Source organism: Mycobacterium sp. 5-140-3-2 (genome assembly GCF_035666375.1).
In the GTDB taxonomy this organism is placed as follows: Bacteria; Actinomycetota; Actinomycetes; order Mycobacteriales; family Mycobacteriaceae; genus Mycobacterium; species Mycobacterium intracellulare.
The window spans coordinates 4,081,564-4,102,159 of record NZ_CP142025.1; the positions used below are offsets into that span (position 1 = coordinate 4,081,564).

23 protein-coding genes are annotated in these 20,596 nt (G+C 69.7%); 11 read left to right on the forward strand and 12 right to left on the reverse strand.

All coding sequences use genetic code 11. From position 1 onward, the window contains the following. The first annotated feature begins 46 nt into the window (after positions 1–46). Positions 47–370: a DUF2784 domain-containing protein gene (locus P6281_RS18895; protein WP_369751753.1), complete on the forward strand. Its 324-nt coding sequence runs from the start codon at positions 47–49 to the stop codon at positions 368–370. On the opposite strand, the gene P6281_RS18900 is transcribed toward P6281_RS18895, so the two are convergent. After that, positions 305–526: a hypothetical protein gene (locus P6281_RS18900; RefSeq protein WP_008259116.1), complete on the reverse strand. Its 222-nt coding sequence runs from the start codon at positions 524–526 to the stop codon at positions 305–307. The genes P6281_RS18895 and P6281_RS18900 overlap by 66 nt on opposite strands. Positions 527–678: 152 nt before the next feature. On the opposite strand from P6281_RS18900, the gene P6281_RS18905 reads away from it, so the two are divergent. From P6281_RS18905 to P6281_RS18920, 4 genes are all read left to right on the forward strand, one after another. Next, positions 679–1,110 carry a hypothetical protein gene (locus tag P6281_RS18905; RefSeq protein WP_008259117.1) on the forward strand — a complete coding sequence of 144 codons (432 nt, stop codon included), beginning with the start codon at positions 679–681 and terminating at the stop codon, positions 1,108–1,110. Beyond that, a complete protein-coding gene (locus P6281_RS18910; RefSeq protein WP_008259118.1) occupies positions 1,107–1,322 on the forward strand; it encodes a DUF2945 domain-containing protein in 216 nt (71 codons plus the stop codon). Before P6281_RS18905 ends, P6281_RS18910 begins: the two co-directional genes overlap by 4 nt. Positions 1,323–1,342: 20 nt before the next feature. After that, a complete protein-coding gene (locus P6281_RS18915) occupies positions 1,343–1,675 on the forward strand; it encodes a DUF3140 domain-containing protein (RefSeq protein WP_009955826.1) in 333 nt (110 codons plus the stop codon). A 136-nt stretch (positions 1,676–1,811) separates the two neighbouring features. After that, on the forward strand, positions 1,812–2,378 hold the full coding sequence (locus tag P6281_RS18920) for a MarR family winged helix-turn-helix transcriptional regulator (protein WP_008259120.1): 567 nt from the start codon (positions 1,812–1,814) through the stop codon (positions 2,376–2,378). Between the two features lie 15 nt (positions 2,379–2,393). On the opposite strand, the gene P6281_RS18925 is transcribed toward P6281_RS18920, so the two are convergent. Beyond that, the gene (locus tag P6281_RS18925) at positions 2,394–3,644 is read right to left on the reverse strand and encodes a glycosyltransferase (RefSeq protein WP_008259121.1); all 1,251 of its coding nucleotides are present in this window, start codon (positions 3,642–3,644) and stop codon (positions 2,394–2,396) included. An 11-nt stretch (positions 3,645–3,655) separates the two neighbouring features. Continuing rightward, positions 3,656–4,702: a type 2 isopentenyl-diphosphate Delta-isomerase gene (gene fni / locus P6281_RS18930; protein ID WP_008259122.1), complete on the reverse strand. Its 1,047-nt coding sequence runs from the start codon at positions 4,700–4,702 to the stop codon at positions 3,656–3,658. A 144-nt stretch (positions 4,703–4,846) separates the two neighbouring features. Between fni and P6281_RS18935 the strand changes: the two genes are divergently transcribed. The 4 genes from P6281_RS18935 (at position 4,847) to P6281_RS18950 (ending at position 9,406) form a co-directional block, all read left to right on the forward strand. Then, positions 4,847–6,952 carry an MMPL family transporter gene (locus P6281_RS18935; RefSeq protein WP_369751693.1) on the forward strand — a complete coding sequence of 702 codons (2,106 nt, stop codon included), beginning with the start codon at positions 4,847–4,849 and terminating at the stop codon, positions 6,950–6,952. Next, complete coding sequence (locus P6281_RS18940; RefSeq protein WP_008259124.1) at positions 6,949–7,428, forward strand: TspO/MBR family protein; 480 nt, start codon at positions 6,949–6,951, stop codon at positions 7,426–7,428. The genes P6281_RS18935 and P6281_RS18940 overlap by 4 nt, the downstream gene beginning before the upstream one ends. 11 nt (positions 7,429–7,439) lie before the next feature. Further along, the gene (locus tag P6281_RS18945; protein WP_008259125.1) at positions 7,440–8,768 is read left to right on the forward strand and encodes a cryptochrome/photolyase family protein; all 1,329 of its coding nucleotides are present in this window, start codon (positions 7,440–7,442) and stop codon (positions 8,766–8,768) included. 92 nt (positions 8,769–8,860) lie between these two features. Beyond that, complete coding sequence (locus P6281_RS18950) at positions 8,861–9,406, forward strand: DUF4333 domain-containing protein (protein ID WP_036429584.1); 546 nt, start codon at positions 8,861–8,863, stop codon at positions 9,404–9,406. Here P6281_RS18950 and P6281_RS18955 read toward each other — a convergent pair. Then, complete coding sequence (locus tag P6281_RS18955; protein WP_008259129.1) at positions 9,403–10,140, reverse strand: acyltransferase; 738 nt, start codon at positions 10,138–10,140, stop codon at positions 9,403–9,405. The genes P6281_RS18950 and P6281_RS18955 overlap by 4 nt on opposite strands. A gap of 82 nt (positions 10,141–10,222) precedes the next feature. Between P6281_RS18955 and P6281_RS18960 the strand changes: the two genes are divergently transcribed. Both P6281_RS18960 and P6281_RS18965 read left to right on the forward strand, forming a co-directional pair. Then, complete coding sequence (locus P6281_RS18960; protein ID WP_008259132.1) at positions 10,223–11,557, forward strand: outer membrane protein assembly factor BamB family protein; 1,335 nt, start codon at positions 10,223–10,225, stop codon at positions 11,555–11,557. An 18-nt stretch (positions 11,558–11,575) separates the two neighbouring features. Continuing rightward, complete coding sequence (locus P6281_RS18965) at positions 11,576–11,962, forward strand: DUF6264 family protein (RefSeq protein ID WP_014380767.1); 387 nt, start codon at positions 11,576–11,578, stop codon at positions 11,960–11,962. A 7-nt stretch (positions 11,963–11,969) separates the two neighbouring features. Here P6281_RS18965 and P6281_RS18970 read toward each other — a convergent pair whose 3' ends face one another. The 8 genes from P6281_RS18970 to ctaD form a co-directional block, all read right to left on the reverse strand. Then, complete coding sequence (locus P6281_RS18970) at positions 11,970–12,653, reverse strand: esterase (protein WP_014380768.1); 684 nt, start codon at positions 12,651–12,653, stop codon at positions 11,970–11,972. A 74-nt stretch (positions 12,654–12,727) separates the two neighbouring features. Continuing rightward, positions 12,728–13,966, reverse strand: coding sequence for a THUMP-like domain-containing protein (locus P6281_RS18975; protein ID WP_179960106.1), 1,239 nt, complete (start codon positions 13,964–13,966; stop codon positions 12,728–12,730). Further along, complete coding sequence (locus tag P6281_RS18980; RefSeq protein WP_008259148.1) at positions 13,924–14,895, reverse strand: class I SAM-dependent methyltransferase; 972 nt, start codon at positions 14,893–14,895, stop codon at positions 13,924–13,926. Before P6281_RS18980 ends, P6281_RS18975 begins: the two co-directional genes overlap by 43 nt. Before the next feature lie 10 nt (positions 14,896–14,905). Then, on the reverse strand, positions 14,906–15,670 hold the full coding sequence (locus P6281_RS18985) for an enoyl-CoA hydratase (protein ID WP_043955815.1): 765 nt from the start codon (positions 15,668–15,670) through the stop codon (positions 14,906–14,908). Further along, on the reverse strand, positions 15,667–16,497 hold the full coding sequence (locus P6281_RS18990) for an NUDIX hydrolase (RefSeq protein WP_014380772.1): 831 nt from the start codon (positions 16,495–16,497) through the stop codon (positions 15,667–15,669). The genes P6281_RS18985 and P6281_RS18990 overlap by 4 nt, the downstream gene beginning before the upstream one ends. Beyond that, positions 16,494–17,354 carry an ABC transporter ATP-binding protein gene (locus P6281_RS18995; RefSeq protein WP_029385157.1) on the reverse strand — a complete coding sequence of 287 codons (861 nt, stop codon included), beginning with the start codon at positions 17,352–17,354 and terminating at the stop codon, positions 16,494–16,496. The genes P6281_RS18990 and P6281_RS18995 overlap by 4 nt, the downstream gene beginning before the upstream one ends. 24 nt (positions 17,355–17,378) lie before the next feature. Beyond that, positions 17,379–18,614: a phosphoserine phosphatase SerB gene (gene serB, locus P6281_RS19000; protein WP_008259156.1), complete on the reverse strand. Its 1,236-nt coding sequence runs from the start codon at positions 18,612–18,614 to the stop codon at positions 17,379–17,381. A gap of 24 nt (positions 18,615–18,638) precedes the next feature. After that, positions 18,639–20,384: an aa3-type cytochrome oxidase subunit I gene (gene ctaD, locus P6281_RS19005; protein ID WP_008259158.1), complete on the reverse strand. Its 1,746-nt coding sequence runs from the start codon at positions 20,382–20,384 to the stop codon at positions 18,639–18,641. Positions 20,385–20,596: the final 212 nt, after the last annotated feature.

The following is a 20,596-nucleotide window of genomic DNA, read 5'->3' on the forward strand; positions in this document are numbered from 1 at the left end:
CGCGGTCGCAGTGACCGTCGGCGCGCACCTTGCGTACCTGCTCTACGTGCCCAGCGGCGGCTTTCTCGCATTGCGCTGGCCGCGCACCATGGCGCTGCACGTGCCGGCGGTGGGTTGGGGTATCGCCGTCGTCACGCTCAGGCTCCCCTGCCCGTTGACCATCCTGGAATCGTGGGCCCGCCGCAGCGCGGGGATGAATCCGCTGCCGACCGCGGGCTTCATCGAGCGTTATGTCGCAGGTCATTTCGTGCCGACCGGGCGCATTGGTGCCGCACAGGCGTTGGCGTTCAGCGCGGCCGGCGTCTCATGGTGCGTCCTGGCGCGGCGGATCCTTCATCCCCGGAGGCGGCCCGTCGGCGTGAACGGCTGAGCGCCGCCACAGCAGCCATACGGTGCCCAGCACCAGCGCCGCGAACACGATCGCGGCCGGCCACAGGGCCAGTTCGGCAAGCCACACACGCCGTTGCAGGCGCAGCACTTTGCGCTGGGCGCCCCGCAGGCGTTGCGACGTCTCGTGCACGGTCATCGGCCATCACATACCCGAGGAGCACCTGTTCAAACCGCAGGACGCCGCGGTCTGTAGCCACAAGCATTTGACTATTGAATACATGAAACGTCTCCGCGATTCGGCGCCCTGCTCAGCGGGAATGCCATAGCGGAATACGGGGAAGGAACACCATGAGCTTCGACAACACCGGCGAGGGCGCCACGCAGGCGGTGGGAAAAGTCACCGAGGCGCTGGAAACCATCGAGCGCGCCCGGGGACACCTGTACTCCTTCCACCAACTCACCGGCCATGCCGACCTCCAACTCGACGAGGCGGTGTCGCGGTTGCACGAACTCGGGCACGCCGGTCTGGCCCAACACATCAGCCGCGAGCTGATCGGGCGCAACGTCCTCCCGGGGCGCTGGAGCTTTCAGGTGGTCGAAGACTACGACGACGGCTACTACCGCTGCTTCAAGGAGATCGAACAGCTGGTGCGAATGCGACTCGCCGGCGGACAGCGCCACCGCTACGAGATGGCGATGAAAGAGGAGCGGCGCACCGCGGGTCACCCCGCCCACACCGCGTCGCCCAACGACGAATCGACGAATGGTGAAAACCTATGAGCAACAGAGAATTCGACAAGGGCGACGCGGTCGAGTGGCAAAGCCACGGCACGACGGTCCGCGGTACCGTCGAGGGCGAGATCACCTCGGATACCGAGGCCGCCGGGCGCACGGTGCGCGCCTCCGCGGACCAGCCGCAGTACAAGGTGCGCAGCGACAAGACGGGCGCGGATGCGGTGCACAAGCCGGACGCGCTGCGCCGCGCGGACTGATTCGTGTCGAGGGTCATCCGATGACAGAGGACAAGGACACCACCTGGGCCCGCTTCCACGACGCGGTGAACATGACCGCCGGTGAGCTGGAAAAGTGGCTCGCCACAGAAGAGTCGAACGCCGTGGGACAAAAGCAGGGCGAGAGCGAGTCGACCGGTCATGCCAGCGGGCGCCGCATCGTCGAGATACTCACGGCGAAGCGAAAAGACCTCACCGAGGCCGACTACGCGCACATGCGCAAGGTTGTCGGGTACGCCAAGCGCCATCTGGCGCAACGTCCACAGGGCAACATCGACGAGAGCCCCTGGCGCTACTCGTTGATGAACTGGGGTCACGACCCCGCGAAGTCGTGACACCGCCTCGACCCACCGGCTAAGCCACGGTGATCCGGTAGGGGTGCCGTAGGCTGATGGCCACCGACCGGACCGGGGGCCGCGCGCAGCGGTCCCGAAACGCTGGTCGGCCTATCTTGCAAGAGGATGCGGGTAAGTGACCAAGCGCGGCGCCGCTGACCGGCGAATGGACCGAGCCGAACTCGAGAAGTTGATGTCGGCGGACATGCGCGCGATCACGGCGCAGTCCGACCGCATCGGCCGGCACTTCGCGCGGCAAAACGAGGTCAGCGGCACCGACTTCCACGCCCTGCTGCACATCATGGTCGCCGAGACTGCCGGAACGCCTTTGACGGCGGCGCAATTGCGGAGGCGCATGGACGTATCGCCCGCCGCCATCACCTATCTCGTGGACCGCATGATCGACGCAGGGCACCTCCGGCGCGAACCGGACCCGCAGGACCGCCGCAAGACGCTGCTGCGCTACGAGAAACCTGGAATGGCGCTGGCGCGCTCATTTTTCACGCCGTTGGGCGCCGAACTGCATACCGCCCTCGCCGAGCTTCCCGACCGCGACTTGGCGGCCGCTCATCGGGTTTTCACGGCGATGATCGAGGCGATGTCCGCCTTCGAATCCACGCTCACCGCACCGGCTCCCAAACGGCCCGCCACCCCCGAGGGGAAGCGCACCCCGGCGAAAGGCCGCGGCGGCGCCGTGCGCTGAGACGCACCGGGCCGGTTAGTGCACCGGGCGCTCGACGGTGCATCCCAACAGCCGCTGCTCGATGAGATCCGCTCCGCGGGCCACACCTCCGGTGGCCGCGAACCCGGCGGCCACCCGTCGCGCACCGTCCGCCATCGTCATTGCCTGACGCACCTTCGCTCTCAGCCGCGCCGGTGTGAGTTTTTTCGCCCTCAGCCGGGTGCCGCAGTGAGCGACCTCCACCCGCCGGGCGACTTCGGCCTGATCGCGGGCGAAGGGAACGACGCAGACCGGTACACCCCGGTCGAGAGCCTTCAGTGTGGTCCCCATTCCGCCATGCGTGATCGCGCAGGCGGCCTTCTCCAGGACGGCGGTGTGCGGCACGAAACGGCATACCGTCGCGTTGTCGGGGCGCGGCAAATCGGTGGGTATGCCCGCCGGAAACGTCGCCACGACGTGCACGTCCTCATCGGCCAGCGCGTGCAAGGCGATTCGCCCCAGCGGTTCGTCGGCCTGCCGCAACGACGACGTGTTCACCAGCACGACGGGCCGGTCGAGGTCATCGATCCAACCCGCTGTCACGGTTTCGGTCGGCTCGAATACGCACGCGCCGATGTGGTGCAACACATCGGGCCATCCCGGATGCCGATACTCGAAAGGCTCGCCTCCGACGGCCAGCAGCAGCGGCGCGCGGCGCATGAAGCCGTCCACCGACGTTACCGGTGGCACCGCCAGCTGCACGCGAATTGCGTTGACGCGCGGCAGCATTGGCCGGTCGAACAGGTACCTCACGATCGGGCGTACCGTGGCGTCCCGCAGGTCACCGACGACGCCCGGCAGGGGCCGCAGCCCGGGACCGAACGGCGGCACGCCCCGGGAGCGCAGGTACGGGGTGAACGGCGAAAACAGCGACCACGGAATCTCCCCGGCGTCTGCGGCCGACAAGGCGCCCCAACAATTCGCGTCCACGATGACCGCATCCGGCCGAACCTCGGCCACGGCCCGACGCAGGTCGTCGACCTCGAACACCGCTCGCCGGCACAGCACGTCGACCGACGAGGTCAAGACCTCCAAGGCGTTTCGCGCCCGCCAGTCCTTCCCGGCAATCGCCTCGATTCGCGGATCGACGGGCGCGGCGTGCACGCCAACCGAGCGCATCGTCGAGACGCCGCCCGCCATGGTGCGCACATGAACGTCGTGACCCCGCCGGGCGAGTTCGGCCAGCAGGGCGCCGACCGGCAGCAGATGTCCGAGTGCCGGCGAGCCGTACGCGAGGATGACAGCCACGTCGCGCGAAGCTACGTAACGCGGACGAGGTCGACGTCGCGCAGCGCCGCGAGGTTTGCCGCACCGCAGCCGTGCAGGCAAACCCGAAGCTCATCGATGAACGGCTGCAGCCAATCCACCACCGCCGCAGTGGATTCGATCGCGGCCGGCAGCAGCGGCCGGGCCACCGCCACGACGTCGGCCCCCAGGGCGATCGCCTTGGCCGCGTCCATCCCGGTTCGAATGCCACCGGACGCCACCAGCGGGATCTCCGGCAGCGCCTCGCGCACCTCCACGACCGCACGCGCGGTGGGGATTCCCCAGTCGGCCAACTCCGGATGGCGCAGTTCGCCGTAACGCACGAACTGTTCGACCCGCGACCACGACGTGCCGCCGGCGCCCGCCACGTCGATTCCGGCAACCGGAAGCGTGCCGTCGGCCCCAAGGAGTTCGGCCACCGCGGCGCCGCCGATCCCGTGGCCGACCTCCTTGAGCAACACGGGGTAGCCGAGGGCGTCGGCCGCTTCGCGCAGCCGGTCCACCGAGCCGGAGAAGTCGGTGTCGCCGTTGTGTTGCATCGCTTCCTGCAACGGATTGGTATGCACGGCAAGCGCGTCGGCGCCCACCCGATCGAGGGCCTTGGCCAGGTCCGGCACGGCCGCCTTCGCCAGCTGGGATAGCCCAATGTTGCCGAACAGCAACGCATCTGGGGCGACGTCGCGAACCGTGAAGCTGTCCGCGGCGCGCTCCCCCAGCGCGCTGTCGAGCATGATGCGCTGCGAGCCGAGCATCATGCCGACGCCGAGCTGTTGGGCGGCGGCCGCCAGATTGCGGTTGATCGTCCCGGACAACTCTGCGCCCCCGGTCATCGCGCCGATGAGGATCGGAGAGCGCAGGTTGGCACCGAAAAACGTGGTGGACAGGTCGATGTCGCCCAGGCTGGTCTGCGTGAGCGCGTTGTAGGGCAGGTGATACCGGTCCAGGCCGGTGCTGACCCCGGCATAACCGACCGGCTCGCTCAGGCACACGTCGATGTGCCGCCGCTTGCGATTCTTCATCGCGCCACGGTCAGCGGTCATCGCCGGCAAGCCTCGCGTCCATCAATGTCTCCGCATCGCGTCCATAATGTTCATAGTGCCCCCTTTCGCGCAGCGCCATGCCGACTTCGTGGCGCTGCGTCGTTTCAGTTGATTAATGTTTAACTAACTGAAAGGGTTGTGTTCGTGGTATGGGAGCCCTTGGCCACCGCTGTGACGGGTCGACGTTCGTGGCTGCTCGCGCTGGTCGCGGCCCTGCTGGGGGTCGGTTTCATGGTTCTCATCGGCGAGAACGCGGCGGCGGGCCAGTCACCGAAATCGCTGCCCGACGACTCCGCGTCGGCCGAGGTGGACGCGCTGTCGCGGCAGTTCACCGGCGGCGACCGCGCCCCGGTGATTGTCGTGGTCAGCCGGACCGACGGCGCGGTGCTCAGCCCCTCGGACGTTTCGGCCGCACGCGCGGCCCGCGATCGGGCCCAGGCCGCCGCGCCGCCCGGCGGGGATGGCGCGGCGCCCGCGCTGCCGTCGACCGACGGGAAGGCCGTCCTGGGCATCGTGCCGATCAGCGGCGGCCTGTCGGGGCTTGACCTCGACCGCACGGTCACGGCGCTGCGCACGGCCGCGGCGAGCGGCCTGCCCACGGATCTGCAGGTGCACGTCACGGGCGGGCCGGCGTTCGGCGCCGACATCGCCAGCGCCTTCACCAACGCCAACATCACCTTGCTCGCCGTGACGACGTCGGTGGTGGCGCTGCTGCTGATCGCCACGTACCGGTCCCCGGTGCTGTGGCTGGTCCCCTTGCTCGTCGTCGGATTCGCCGACCGGGTCGCCGCCGCGGTCGGTACGGCGGTGGCGTCGCTGACCGGGCTGAGCTTCGACGGCGCCACCTCGGGCATCACCAGCGTGCTGGTGTTCGGGGCGGGCACCAATTACGCGCTGTTGTTGATCTCCCGGTATCGCCAAGAGCTACGGCGCCATTCCGGGCACCGCGTCGCGCTGCGGCACGCCGTGCGCCGGGCGGGGCCGGCCATCGTTGCCAGCAATGCCACCGTGGTGCTGGCGCTGCTCACGCTGCTGTTCGCGGCCACTCCGAGCACACGCAGTCTGGGCGCGCTGGCGGCGTGCGGCCTCGTGGTCGCCGCGGTGTCGGTGCTGGTCATCCTGCCGCCGATGCTGGCCGTGTGCGGCCGCCGATTGTTCTGGCCGTTCATCCCGCACGCCGACGACGCCGAGGACCGGGATTCCGGTGCCTGGCGGCGCATCGCGGAATCGGTCGCCCGTCGTCCCGCGCTGGTTGCGGTGGTCGCGATCGCGGTGCTGGCCGCCCTGGGCACGGGCTTGTGGGGGACCCGGATCGGGCTGTCGCAGACCGAGCAGTTCCGCGTGCGCGCGGATTCGGTGTCCGGTTACGCCGTGGTGGCCGAACACTTCCCGGCCGGCCTGGCCAACCCGACACTGGTTGTCGCGCCCACCGCCCACGCGTCGCCCGTGCGGCAGGCGATCGGGGCCACGCCCGGCGTCGTCTCGGTGACCGAGTCCGGCCGCGCGGAAACGGGGCTGACGAAGTGGTCGGTGGTGATCGACGCACCGCCGTCGTCCGACCGGGCGTTCGGCATCGTTGCCGCACTGCGGGATTCGACCCGGGCCGCCGACCCCGGCGCGCTGGTGGGCGGCGCCGACGCGCAGGCCCTCGACGTCCGGGACGCGGCCGCGCATGACCGCGTGCTGCTGATCCCGGCGATCCTGGCCGTCATCCTGGTCGTCCTGTATGCGTTGCTGCGATCCGCCCTCGCGCCGCCGACCCTGCTGGCCGCGACGATTCTGGGTGCCCTGGCCGCGTTGGGCATGGGCGGCTGGGCGAGCATCCATATCTTCGGTTTTCCGGCACTGGACAACACCACCCCGCTGTTCGCCTTCCTGTTCTTGGCCGCCCTCGGCGTGGACTACACCATCTTTCTGGTCACCCGCGCCCGCGAAGAGGCCGCACGGCACGGCGCGCGCGACGGGATGGTGCGCGCGGTGTCGGCGACCGGAGGCGTAATCACCAGCGCGGGAATCGTTTTGGCCGCCGTGTTCTGCGTGCTCGGGGTGCTGCCGTTGATCGTCCTGACGCAGTTGGGGATCATCGTCGGCCTGGGCATCCTGCTCGACACCTTCGTGGTGCGCACCCTGGTCATCCCGGCGTTGTTCGCCCTCATCGGCGACCGAATCTGGTGGCCCACCAGCCCCGCCAATGCCGAACCCGTTGAACAACAAGCGGATCGGGCCCAACGCGAACGGAGCACGCCGTGAACAAATCGATCTTAGGTGCGACGGCCCTGGGCGTCGCCGCGGCCGCCGGCGCCGGCAGCGTCGCCAGCGCCAACGCCGCCTCGCCGTGGTACGCGCGGCTTCGCAAGCCCGCGTACCAGCCGCCGCGCGCCGCCTTCCCCGTCGCGTGGACCACGCTCTACGCGGACATCGCGGTCACGTCGGCGGTGGCCATCGACCGGTTTCGCGCCACCGGGCGCCATGACCAGGCGCGCAGCTACGCCGCTGCCCTGGTGGTCAATCTGCTCCTCAACGCCGGGTGGAGTTGGCTCTTCTTTCGGTACCACAAGCTCGGTGCGGCCGCGGTCGGTGCCGCGGCGCTGACGGCCAGCAGCGCCGACCTGGTGAGGCGCACCGCGCAAGCCGGCCCGCGGGGCGGGCCGGCGCTACTGCCCTACCCCATGTGGTGCGGCTTCGCGACCGTCCTGTCCACCCACATCTGGCGGCTCAACCGTTAAGGGGCCGAATCATGCCCGCCCTGTTGTGGTTTCGCCGCGATCTGCGGCTGCGTGACCATCCGGCGCTGCTCGCCGCGGCCGAGGCCCACGAGGTGCTCGCCTGCTTTGTGCTCGATCCGCGGCTGGAAAGCTCGTCGGGACAGCGCCGGCTGCAGTTCCTGGGTGACTCGCTGCGGCGGCTGCGCGCGGACCTCGACGGGCGGCTGCTCGTCACCCGCGGGCGGCCCGACACCCAGATTCCCCACATCGCCAAGGAGATCGGCGCGACGTCGGTGCACATCTCCGAGGACTTCGCGCCGTTCGGCACGCGCCGCGACGAACGGGTGCGCGCCGCACTGGGCGCGGTCCCGCTGGTGGCGACCGGCTCGCCGTACCTCGTCTCGCCCGGACGCGTCACCAAGCCGGACGGCTCCCCGTACCAGGTGTTCACACCGTTTCTGCGGCAGTGGCACAAAGTCGGCTGGCGGGCCCCGGCCACATCGGGCGCCGCCTCCGCGCGCTGGCTCGATCCGGCGCGCCTGCAAGTCGAGCACTGCGAAATCCCCGACCCCGGTGTCTCGCTCGATGTCGCCGCCGGCGAGGCCGCGGCGCGCGCCCAGTGGAAGTCCTTCCTCGACAACGGATTGAGAAGCTACGCCGACGACCGCAACAGGCCCGACCTGCGCGGCACCAGCCGGATGTCGGCGCACCTGAAATTCGGCACCGTCCACCCCCGCACCCTGGCCGCCGACCTGGACCTGCGCGGCGGCGGGGCGCAGGCGTACCTGCGGGAGTTGGCTTTCCGCGATTTCTACGCCGACGTGCTGCACCACTGGCCCGCGAGCGCGTGGCGCAACTGGAACAAAGATTTCGACGGCATCCCGACCGACTCCGGCGCCGAGGCCGAGCGCCGCTTCGCGGCGTGGAAGGCCGGTGAGACCGGTTTTCCCTTCGTCGACGCCGGGATGCGGCAGCTGCGCGAAACCGGGTTCATGCACAACCGGGTGCGGATGAGCGTCGCGTCGTTTCTGGTCAAGGACCTTCATCTGCCGTGGCAGTGGGGCGCCGAATGGTTTCTGGACCAGCTCGTGGACGGGGACATGGCGAACAACCAGCACGGCTGGCAGTGGTGTGCGGGCTGCGGCACCGATGCCGCGCCCTACTTCCGGGTGTTCAACCCGACGACACAGGGCGAAAAGTTCGACCCCACAGGCGATTACATCCGCCGCTGGGTGCCCGAGCTGCGCTCGGCCGATGACGTGCACCTGCGCAGGGGCCGGCGGCCGGACAACTATCCGCAGCCCATCGTCGACCACGCCGCCGAACGGGCCGAAGCGCTGCGGCGCTATCAGAGCATCTGATCTCGGCGCTCGTTTGCCCAATCGTGCACCCGTAGCCGATGGGCATGCCATGATCGGCCGATTCAGCTGGTCAAGCCATTCGGGAGGCGACAATGACCGTCATCCGCGCGCTGCCGGTTTCGTGCGCTGCCGCCGGCCTCATCACCGCCGTCGCGGGCTGTTCCTGCTCGATCGGTTCGTCGCACGCGGTGAGCAGGAGCGAGGTCGCCGGCCAGATCTCCGCGAAGATGACCGACGCCGCGGGCAACAAGCCCGAGTCGGTGAACTGCCCGAACGACCTGCCCGCAACCCTCGGCGCGCAGGTGACCTGCGAAATGAAGGTCAAGAACCGGCCGTTCGGCGTCAACGTCACGGTCACCAGCGTCGAGGGCGGCGACGTCAAGTTCGACATGGTGGAGATGGTCGGCAAGGAGCAGGTCGCCGCCGCGATCAGCACCCAGCTCGGCCAGCGGGTGGGCAGAAAGCCGGACTCGGTGACCTGCCCCGACAATCTGAGAGGCGTTGCGGGCGCGACACTTCGGTGTCAGCTCACCGACCACGGCCAGAAATACGGTGTGCTGGTGACCGTCACGAACGTCGCCGCGGGCGACGTCAACTTCCATTTCAAGGTCGACGACCGGCCGCAACCGGACAGCTAGCGGGAGGCCTTTTTCCGTTCGATGTCGGCCAGGGCGGCGGCGAGTTCGGCACGCTGCGCGGCCGAGCTCTCCCAGGCGAGCTGGCGGTTCTTGACCACCTTGGCCGGCGCGCCCACCGCGATCGAGTAGTCCGGAATCACCCCGCGCACCACCGCATGCGATCCCAGCACGCAACCGCGCCCGACCGACGTGCCCCGCAGCACCGACACCTTGACCCCCACCCAGGTGTCCGGGCCGATCCGCACCGGGGACTTGACGATGCCCTGGTCCTTGATGGGCATGTCGATGTTGTCCATGCGGTGGTCGAAATCGCAGACGTAGCACCAGTCGGCCATCAGGACCGAATCGCCGAGCTCGATGTCGAGGTAGGCGTTGATGACGTTGTCGCGGCCCAGCACCACCTTGTCGCCGAACCGCAGCGAACCCTCGTGCGCGCGGATGGTGTTCTTGTCACCGATGTGGACCCAGCGCCCGATCTCGAGCTGCGCGAGCTCGGGCGTGGCATGGATTTCCACACCCTTGCCGAGAAAGACCATGCCGCGGGTGATGATGTGCGGGTTGGCCAGCTTGAACTTCAGTAACCGCCAGTAGCGCACCAGGTACCACGGGGTGTATGCGCGGTTGCGCAGCACCCACTTCAGCGAGGCCAGCGTGAGGAACCTGGCCTGGCGCGGGTCGCGCAGGTTCGATCCACGCCAGCGGCGATGGACCGGGGCGCCCCACATGCTCGTCATGGCCGGAAAGCCTAGTCGAGAGCCCAAGCGATACCCTCACGTGTACTCGACCGCCGCACCTGCGCACGCCCTGGGGAAGGACTTGGAAACCGACGTGCTTGCCCGACACCTCGTCAGTGGGCTTCGGCGTTGCTCATCCGCGCTGCTGGCGGCGGCGCTCGTGGCCGGGGTCGGCGGCTGCGGCACCACCGACTCGTGGGTGGACGCATCGGCCGCACAAGGCTGGCCGGCGCAATACGCCGACGCCGCCAACAGCAGCTACACCCCCACCGGCGGGGCCACCAAGCTGTCGTTGCAGTGGACCCGGTCGGTCAAGGGGAGCCTGGCCGCCGGACCGGCGCTGAGCGCGCGGGGCTATCTGGCACTGAACGCCCAGACCTCCGCGGGTTGTTCGCTGATGGAGTGGGAGAACAACCACAACGGACGCCAGCGCTGGTGTGTGCGGTTGTTCCAGGGCGGCGGCTTCGGCGGGCCGCTGCTCGACGGCTTCGACAACCTCTACGTCGGCCAGCCCGGCGCCTTCCTGTCGTTCCCGGTGACGCAGTGGACGCGCTGGCGCCAGCCGGTCATCGGCATGCCCACGACGCCGCGGTTCCTCGGTAGCGGCGAGTTACTCGTCGCCACGCACCTGGGGCAGGTGCTGGTTTTCGACTCACATCGCGGCCAGGTGGTGAGCAGCCCGCTCGATCTGGTGGACGGCATCGATCCCACCGATGCGACGCGCGGGCTCGCCGACTGCGCGCCGGCGCGCCAGGGCTGCCCGGTGGCGGCGGCCCCCGCCTTCTCGGCCGCCAACGGGATGGCGGTGCTCGGCGTCTGGCAGCCGGGGGCACCGGCCGCTGTGCTGGTGGGCCTGAAGTACCACCCCGGGCAGACGCCGCTGCTGACCAAGGAGTGGACCAGCGACGCCGTGGGCGCCGGCGCCATCGCCAGCCCGGTGCTCTCGGCCGACGGGTCGACCGTCTACGTCAACGGCCGCGACGAACGCCTGTGGGCGCTGCGCACAGCGGACGCGAAGGTGAAGTGGTCGGCGCCGCTGGGATTTCTGGCGCAGACTCCCCCGGCGATCACCCCGCAGGGGCTGATCGTGTCCGGTGGCGGGCCCGACACGCGGCTCGTCGCGTTCAAGGACGCCGGCGATCACGCCGACCAGGTGTGGCGCCGCGACGACGCCGTCCCCCTGTCGTCGTCGAGCCTCGCGGGCGCCGGGGTCGGCTACACGGTGGTCGGCGGACCGCCCGCCAACGGCGCCCCCGGGATGTCGGTGCTGGTCTTCGATCCCGGTGACGGCCACACGCTGAACAGTTATCCGCTGCCGGCGGCCACCGGGTATCCGCTCGGGGTTGCGGTCGGCACCGACCGGCGGGTGGTGGCCGCCACCAGCGACGGCCAGGTCTACGGTTTCGCGCCGGCCTGACCGGGACATACTCCTTAAGTGCCGATCGACGACCCCACAGCGCAGGACGCCGCGACCACCACGGCGGAGGGCCGGCGCGCAAGCACCGCCGACATCGTGGCGACGCTCGTCCTGCTGGTCATCCATGGCGGCCTCTACGGGGCGACCTTTGTGGTCCTGGGCCTGCTGGTGATGAGCACCGACCCGTGCAGCTATCAGAAGTGCGGCGATCCCGCCTGGATCGACCGGGCCATGAACCTGGGCACCTGGGGCGGGGCCGCCCTCTTGGTCGCCGACGTCGTGGTCGCCGTGTACCTGCTGGTGCGCGGGAGGAGGGCCTTCTTCGTCCCGATCATCGGTTGCCTCGCCCAGGTGGCGCTGGCGGCGCTGGCCGTGGCGATGGAATTGCGGGCCGGGCCGGTCTGAGCCGTGGTCAGATTGCCAGCGGCGGGATCGCGTTGCGCGGCACCTGGGCCTGGGCGGGCCCCCCGAACGCCGGCAGCATCTCGCCCGGGGCGAAGTAGAAGATCAGCTGATCGTCGGTGATGGCGAAATTCTGATAGTGCGACGGATCATGGCCCGTCGACGGCAAAATCGCGGCGCCCAAAGGGGTTTGACGTTCCAGGTCGCGCTGCACGATCGGGAAGATGGCGTCCAGCGGCGTCGTCCCCGGCGGGAACAGGGTGTCGAAGGTGATGGGCTGCTTCGTCCCGAGGTTGTAGTTGAACGCCTTGTACCAGATCGACGACCGCGTTCCCCCGACGTCCTGGAAGAACTTGAGCACCACGCTGCGGGTGTTGTGCGGCGGCTGACCGGCGCTGTGCTGGTCGGTGGTGGCCTCCAGCTGGTACGGCTGGTCGCGCCCCCCGGAACTCTGCGCGACGTTGACGAAGCCGTCCCGGTTTTGGGTGATGTAGTCGGTCAGCGCCTGTTGATCCGGGTAGTCGGTGGGAAACGTCATGGTGAGCATGTAGTTGGGGCCGGTGGCGTGCACGCGGCACATCTGGCCGGCCTCGACGCTGCCGCCGAGGCTCGCGCACGACGGCGGCTCGGCGGCGGCCGGCCAGCCCAACAACACCGCCGTTGCGAGCAGCGCAGCGGCTATCAGATAACGCATCGTGGAATTGTCCTCGCAAACTAGCCAGGGCGGGGGTGCGACCGGAAAAGTAACCGCCGCCAGCGTACCCGGCGCTACCGGGACGCCCGGCAAACGAACGCCGTCGCGCGCCCCGAGGTTCCCGACCCGATCCGGGTGATGACCGTCGACAGCGGCCGGCGGCCCCGCAGCCGCATCCGTTTGCGCAGCGCGTCGGGGTCGACCCGCACCCCGCGGACCAATACCTCCAGCGACCCGCAGTCCAGCGCCGAGAGCGCCTGCCGCAGCCGTCGTTCGTCGAAGACCAGCCGCTCGATCACCTCGAAGCCCCGCACCCCGGCCGGCAGCCGATCACCCGAGAGGTAGGCGATGTCGGGATCGAGCTGCCACAGCCCGTGCCGCGCGCCGTAGTGGCGCACCAGCCCGGCCCGGACCACGGCGCCGTCCGGGTCGACGATCCACCGCCCGACTGGGCGCACGCCGCAGTCGTCGGGGTCGGCGTCGGTGACCTGTTCGCCGCGGTCGAGGACGCTCGCCCGCCGGGTGACGCCGGGCCGCGCCAATCCCGACGACCACAGGCAGGCTTCCCGAACCGAGCCGCGATAGGACGTCACCTCGATCTCTCCGTCGAAGCCCAGCCGCCGCACCTCGTCGAAATCGATTCCCGGAGCGCACTTTACGACAAAATCCCGGCCTCGATACGCCTCCAGCAACGCGGCCAGGCCGGGCTGATAGTCGTCGATGCGCAGGCGCCGCCGACCCTCGGCGCGGCGCGCCGGATCGACGACGAGCACGGCATCGCGGGTCACCGGGTGCAGCGCGTCGGCGCGGCAGAGCCCCGCCGCCCCCACGTTGTGGCGGGCCATGGCCAGCCGCACGGCGTCGACGTCGCTGCCCACCGTCGTGATCCCGCGGCCGCGCAGCGCGGCCAGCTCGGTGCCGATCGAACACGTCGCGTCGTGCACGACGGCGTCCGGGGCGGCCTCGGCCAGCCGCCCGGCCCGGTGCACCGCCACCGGCGCGGCGGTGGCTTGCTGCAGCGCCTCGTCGGTGAACAGCCAGTCCGACACGGCGCACCCCAGCCCGCTCAGTTTCTCCGCGGCGCGGCGGCGCAACAGGACCGTCTCCACCAGCACCGCCGCCCGCTCACCGAAGCGGGCGCGGGTCGCGGCGACGTCGGCGACCCGGGTGGCGTCCGTCAGCTCGAGTTCGGCGACGGCCGCCAGCGCCGCGGCGCCGGCTTGCGACCGCAGGTAGCCGACGTCGTCGGCGCTGAACCGCAGCCCACCGCTCAGGAGGGTTTGACCCCGGTCACCATCACGTTGTAGAACCAGCCCTTCGGCACCACGCGCCGCCACACATTGGCATCCGCCCAGCTCAGGGCCTTCCAGCCGTTGAACGCGAATTTCGCCCAGCCCCAGCCGAGCCGCCCGGCCGGCACCGACGCCTCGAAGGTGCGCACCGGCCAGCCGAACATCGCGGCGGTGAACTCCTCGCTGACGGTCCGCACCTCGGTCGCGCCGGCGTTGGCGGCCATCCGCTCGAGGTCACCGGGCGTGAAGGTGTGCAGGTCGACGATGGCCTCCAGCGCCGCGGCGCGGGAGGATTCGTCGAGCTCGGCCTGCGGGCGCCGCCAGCTGCCCAGGCCCGGCAGCTTGGTGACGTTGGTGGCGATCCGCCAGGTCAGCGTGGACAGCTCGCGGGCGTAGACGTCGCCGGCGCTGGTCGGTTCGCCGGCGAAGACGAACCGCCCGCCCGGGCGCAGCACCCGGATCACCTCGCGCAGCGAAAGCTCGACATCGGGAATGTGGTGCAGCACGGCGTGCCCGACGACCAAATCGAAGGTGTTGTCCTCATACGGGATGCCCTCGGCGTCGGCCACCCGGCCGTCGATGTCCAGGCCCAGGGACTGCCCGTTGCGGGTGGCGACCTTGACCATGCCCGGCGACAGGTCGGTCACCGACCCGCGGCGAGCGACCCCGGACTGGATCAGATTCAGCAGGAAAAACCCTGTGCCGCAGCCCAATTCGAGGGCCCGGTCGTAGGGCAACTCCCGCAGCACCGCGTCGGGCACGATGGCGTCGAAACGGCCCCGCGCGTAGTCGATGCAGCGCTGGTCATAGGAGATCGACCACTTCTCGTCGTAAGTTTCGGCCTCCCAGTCGTGATAGAGCACCTGGGCCAGCTTGCTGTCGTGCCGGGCGGCCTCCACCTGCTCGGCGGTGGCGTGGGGCGTCGGAACGGCGTCGGTCGAACTCGTCATGCAGGGCAGCCTAACGGCCGCCGGGATCCGCCCGATCGCCACCGCCCTGACCAGCGGAAAACACCTCCGCGTAGCGGCGGCGTTCGGCGGCGAGCCGCTCGGCGCGCCCCAGGTCGAACACGTCGTTGATCCCGGCCTTGGCGGCGGCCAGCGCGTGCCGGGGGCCGTCGAGGAAACGGCGCGCCCATCGTGCGGCGGCGTCGTAGACGTCGTCGGGCGCCACCATCTCGTCGATGAGGCCCAGCGCCAGGGCTTCCTCGGCGTCGAAGAATCGCCCGCTGAACACCAGTTCCTTGGCCTTGCTCACCCCGGCGGCCCGGGTCAGGCGGGCCATCGCGTCGCCGCCGGGCACCAGGCCGGCCAGGATTTCGGTCGCGCCGAACTTCACGTTGTCCCCGCTGATGCGCCAATCGGCGGCCAGCGCCAGCGTGAGCCCCGCGCCCAGCGCGTATCCGGTGATGGCGGCCACGGTCGGCTTGGGGATGGCCGCCACCGCGTCGATGGCCTCCTGCCGGACCCGGGCGGCGGTCTCGGCTTCGGCGCCCCGCAGCGTCCGCAGTTCGGGCATGTCGTCGCCGGCCGAGAAGATCTCGTGGCCGCCGAACAGGATCACGACGGCGACGTCGTCCCGGCGACCCAGTTCCTCGGCCGCGGCGATGACCTCGCGGTAGACCTGGCGGGTCATCGCGTTCGTCGGTGGCCGCGACAGCAGCAGCATGGCCAGGCCGGCGTCCTGCGAGCCGTCGCTGACCACGACGCTGACGAACTCGCTCAATGCCGCCACCCCAGCCCGCCGGCTTCCCGCGCCTGGTGGTAGCGGTCGGAATCGAAGAACTCGAAAACCCAGTTGTCGCCCTGGATTTCGAGGTGCGGCTGCACCGGCACGATCTGGCGCTCCACGGCCAGCACCTCGGCGACGGTCCGCCCGGCCAGCGAGTCCAGCTGCGTCCAGGTCGGCGGCAGCAAAAAGCTGCGTCCGGCCGCGAAGTCCTCGATCGCCGCCTCCGGCGTCGTCCAGCCCGCCCGGTCGGATTCGGTGTTCTCGCCGTCGGCGCGCTGCCCCTTCGGCAGGGCGCCCACGAAGAAATAGGTGTCGTAGCGCCGCGTGCGCTCGGCCTCCGGGGTGACCCAGTTGGCCCACGGCCGCAACAGGTCCGAGCGCAGCTCCAGGTTCTCCCGCCGCAGGAAATCCGCGAACGACAACGTCCCGTCGGCCAGCGCCCGGCGGGCGTCGCCGTACACCGACGCGTCGCCAACGATACTGTCTGGCGCCGAACGGCCCCGGCCCGCCGGCCCGGCGAACAGCACCCCCGATTCCTCGAACGTCTCGCGGGCCGCGGCGCAGACCAGCGCCTCGGCCAGGTCGGGTTCGATGCCGAAGCGCTGCGCCCACCACTCCGGCGGCGGTCCGGCCCAGGCGATGTCGGCGTTGCGGTCGCGGTCGTCGACGCCGCCTCCGGGGAACACCATTGTCCCGGCGGCGAACTCCATCTTGGCGTGCCGCCGCATCAGGAAGACGCCCAGTCCCGGACCCGTGTCTCGGACCAGCATCACGGTCGCCGCCGGCCTGGGGACCAGCGGGGCTTCCTCGGGTGACGTCATAGTTGCCTCCGGTGGGCTGCGCGGGTGCGGACTCGCCGCGCGAAGTAGCGCCCGTCGACGACGTCGAGGGCGATCGCTTGGCCGAACGCGGTGGACAGATTCTCCGCGGTCAGCACGTCGGTGAGCAATCCCGCGGCCACCACCCGACCTTCCGCGAGCAGCATGCAGTGACTGAACCCGGGCGGGATCTCCTCGACGTGGTGCGTGACCAGCACCAGGGCGGGGGCGTCGGGGTCGGCGGCCAGGTCGGCCAGCCGCGCCACCAGCTCCTCGCGGCCGCCCAGGTCCAGGCCGGCGGCCGGTTCGTCGAGCAGCAGCAGTTCGGGGTCGGTCATCAGCGCGCGGGCGATCAGCACCCGCTTGCGCTCGCCCTCCGACAGTGTGCCGTAGGTGCGGTCCGCCAGATGCTCCGCGCCCAGGCTCTCCAGCATGTCGATCGCCCGGCGGTAGTCGACGTCTTCGTAGCGCTCGCGCCAGCGGCCCAGGACCGCGTAGCCGGCCGAGACCACGAGATCGCGCACCACCTCGTCGCCGGGGACGCGCTGCGCCAACGCCGAGGAACTGAGGCCGATGCGGGAACGCAACTCCGTCACGTCGATCCGGCCCAGCCGCTCACCGAGCACGAAAGCCACGCCGGACGAGGGATGTTCGGCGGCCGCGGCGATCCGCAGCAGCGAGGTTTTGCCCGCCCCGTTGGGCCCGACGATGACCCAGCGCTCGTCGAGTTCGACCGCCCAATCCAACGGCCCGACCAGGACGTTGCCGCCGCGCTGCAGCGCCACCTCGCGCAATTCGATCAGCAGATCGGGGTCGGCTGCCTCGCTTCCGTTTTCGGGCACCCGACCATGGTGCCGTATGCCCATCGGATCGACACAAGCAACCTACTCGGGCGGGATTTCCACCCGGCGGACCTCGCCGTCGATCGCGTCGGCCGCCTCGATCTCGCCGCGGGTGATGCCCAGCAGGAACAGCACCGTGTCCAGATACGGGTGGCTCAGCGACGCGTCGGCGACCTCGCGCAGCGCGGGCTTGGCGTTGAACGCGATCCCCAGCCCGGCGGCGGCCAGCATGTCGATGTCGTTGGCGCCGTCGCCCACGGCGACGGTCTGCGCCATCGGAACACCGGCGTGCTGCGCGAATTCCCTTAGCGCCGTTGCTTTTCCGGCCCGGTCAACGATGGGGCCGATCACGCGCCCGGTGAGGGTGCCGTCGACGATCTCGAGCTCGTTGGCCGCGACGTAGTCCAGCATCAGCTCCTCGGCCAGCGGCTCGATGATCCGGCGGAAGCCCCCGGAGACCACGCCGCACGCGTAACCCAGCCGCCGCAGGGTCCGCAGCGTGGTCCGCGCGCCCGGCATCAGCTCCAGCTGATCGGCGACCTCGTCGATCACCGTGGCGGGCAGGCCGGCCAGCGTCGCGACCCGCTGCTCGAGCGACTGCGCGAAGTCCAGCTCGCCGCGCATCGCGGCGTCGGTGATCGCGGCGACCTTGCCCTCGGCGCCCGCCTTGGCCGCCAGCATCTCGATGACCTCACCCTGCACCAGGGTGGAGTCCACGTCGAACACGATGAGCCGCTTGGCCCGCCGCTCCAGCGTGTAGTCCTCGACCGCGACGTCGACGTGCTCCTCGCTGGACACCCGGTTCAGGGCGGTCCGCAGCCGGCCGTCGGTCCCGGGCGGCACCGAGACACGCAACTCCAGCCCCGTCACCGGATAGTCGGAGACCCCGCGGATCAGGTCGATGTTGACGCCCAGCGCGGCCACCTCGCGGGCCACCGCGCCGAACGCGCCGGCGGTGATGGGCCGGCCCAGGACGAAGATGGTGTGCGTCGAGGGTTCCCGGATGATCGGCACGTCGTCGCTGCGCTCGATGCTGACGTCCAGGCCCACCTTGCGGATGGCCGACTCGACGTCGTGGCGAAGCTCGTCGCCGTCGGCGACGGCCGCCGGGCAGCACACCAGCACGCCGAGCGTCAGCCGGTGCCGGATCACCACCTGTTCGACGTTGAGCAGCTCGACCCCGTGCCGCGACAACGCCTCGAAAAGGGTCGCGGTCACACCCGGTTGGTCCACGCCGGTGACGGTGATCAGCACCGACACCTTGGGTGGTGAGTTCACTCGCGACAGCCGCCCGTCAGGCCATCAGCTGCGAACCTGGACGTCGTCCAGCCTGGTGACGTCCTTGTCCGCGGGCCCGTGCGCCCGGCCCACATGCGCCTCGGCGCGCAGCCGTTCCACCATGTGCGGGTAGTGCAACTCGAATGCCGGCCGCTCCGAACGGATTCGGGGCAGCTCGGTGAAGTTGTGCCGCGGCGGCGGGCAGCTGGTCGCCCACTCCAGGGAGTTGCCGTAGCCCCACGGGTCGTCGACCGTGACGACCTCGCCGTAGCGCCAGCTCTTGAAGACGTTCCAGACGAACGGGAACATCGACGCGCCCAGGATGAAGGCGCCCACGGTCGACGCGATGTTGTAGGGCTGGAAGCCGTCGCTGGGCAGGTAGTCGGCGTAGCGCCGCGGCATGCCGAGGTCGCCCAGCCAGTGCTGCACCAGGAAGGTGGTGTGGAACCCGATGAACGTCAACCAGAAGTGCAGCTTGCCCAGCCGCTCGTCGAGCAGGCGGCCGGTCATCTTCGGGAACCAGAAGTAGATGCCCGCATACGTCGCGAACACGATGGTGCCGAACAGCACGTAGTGGAAGTGGGCGACGACGAAGTAGCTGTCGGTGACGTGGAAGTCCAGCGGCGGGCTGGCCAGCATCACGCCGGTCAGGCCACCGAGCAGGAAGGTGAGCAGGAAGCCGACCGAGAACAGCATCGGTGTCTCAAAGGTCAACTGCCCCTTCCACATTGTGCCGATCCAGTTGAAGAACTTGATCCCGGTGGGCACCGCGATCAGGTACGTCATGAACGAGAAGAACGGCAGCAGAACGGCTCCGGTGGCGAACATGTGGTGCGCCCACACAGCTACCGACAAGGCCGCGATCGACAGCGTCGCGTACACCAGCGTGGTGTAGCCGAAGACCGGCTTGCGCGAGAACACCGGGATGATCTCGGTGACGATGCCGAAGAACGGCAGCGCGATGATGTAGACCTCGGGGTGGCCGAAGAACCAGAACAGGTGCTGCCACAACAGGACTCCGCCGTTGGACGCGTCGTAGATGTGGGCGCCCAGATGGCGGTCGGCGGCCAGTCCGAACAGCGCGGCGGTCAGGATCGGGAACGCGATCAGGATCAGGATCGAAGTCACCAGGATGTTCCAGGTGAAGATCGGCATCCGGAACATCGTCATCCCGGGCGCGCGCATGCACACCACGGTGGTGATCATGTTGACCGCCCCGAGGATGGTCCCCAGACCGGCGAGGATCAGCCCGGTGATCCACAGGTCTCCCCCGGCGCCGGGCGAGTGGACGGCGTCAGACAGCGGTGTGTAGGCGGTCCAGCCGAAGTCGGCGGCCCCACCCGGGACGATGAAGCCGGACGCGGCGATCAGCCCGCCGAACAAGAACAGCCAGTACGAGAAGGCGTTCAGCCGCGGGAACGCCACGTCGGGCGCCCCGATCTGCAGCGGCAGCACCAGGTTGGCGAAACCGAACACCACCGGGGTGGCGTAGAGCAGCAGCATGATCGTGCCGTGCATGGTGAACAGCTGATTGAACTGCTCGTTGGACAGGAACTGCAGCCCGGGAGCGGCCAACTCGGTGCGCATCAGCAACGCCATCAGCCCGCCTATGAAGAAGAAGGCGAAGCAGGTGACGGTGTACATCACGCCGATCAGCTTGTGATCGGTGGTCGTGATCAGTTTGTAGACGAGGTTCCCTTTGGGGCCCATGCGGTCCGGGTACGGACGAACGGCCTCGAGTTCTCCCAAGGGGGGCGCTTCGGCTGTCAACAGCTTCTCCAAACATCCGGATCGGACACTGGCCCAACATCACTATTGAGTCGAATCTTAGCCGTCGATGATGGCGACGTCAGGGCTGGTCCTACAAACTGTCGTAAACGGGTCTGCGGGGCGCCGCGTCCTTCGTCGCGGCGCCGGGAGGGGTCGATGGTGGCGACCCGCTTCGCCCGGCTCCGCCGCGCTCGCGATCGCCACGGGTCGAT

Coding starts and splice junctions, on each gene's coding strand:
- P6281_RS18955 (WP_008259129.1), bottom strand. CDS start 10,140: ATGACGAGCATGTGGGGCGCCCCGGTCCATCGCCGCTGGCGTGGATCG.
- fni (WP_008259122.1), bottom strand. CDS start 4,702: ATGACCGCTGACCGTGGCGCGATGAAGAATCGCAAGCGGCGGCACATC.
- P6281_RS18905 (WP_008259117.1), top strand. CDS start 679: ATGAGCTTCGACAACACCGGCGAGGGCGCCACGCAGGCGGTGGGAAAA.
- P6281_RS18900 (WP_008259116.1), bottom strand. CDS start 526: ATGACCGTGCACGAGACGTCGCAACGCCTGCGGGGCGCCCAGCGCAAA.
- P6281_RS18950 (WP_036429584.1), top strand. CDS start 8,861: ATGACCGTCATCCGCGCGCTGCCGGTTTCGTGCGCTGCCGCCGGCCTC.
- P6281_RS18945 (WP_008259125.1), top strand. CDS start 7,440: ATGCCCGCCCTGTTGTGGTTTCGCCGCGATCTGCGGCTGCGTGACCAT.
- P6281_RS18980 (WP_008259148.1), bottom strand. CDS start 14,895: ATGACGAGTTCGACCGACGCCGTTCCGACGCCCCACGCCACCGCCGAG.
- P6281_RS18910 (WP_008259118.1), top strand. CDS start 1,107: ATGAGCAACAGAGAATTCGACAAGGGCGACGCGGTCGAGTGGCAAAGC.
- P6281_RS18970 (WP_014380768.1), bottom strand. CDS start 12,653: ATGCGTTATCTGATAGCCGCTGCGCTGCTCGCAACGGCGGTGTTGTTG.
- P6281_RS18990 (WP_014380772.1), bottom strand. CDS start 16,497: ATGACGTCACCCGAGGAAGCCCCGCTGGTCCCCAGGCCGGCGGCGACC.
- P6281_RS18915 (WP_009955826.1), top strand. CDS start 1,343: ATGACAGAGGACAAGGACACCACCTGGGCCCGCTTCCACGACGCGGTG.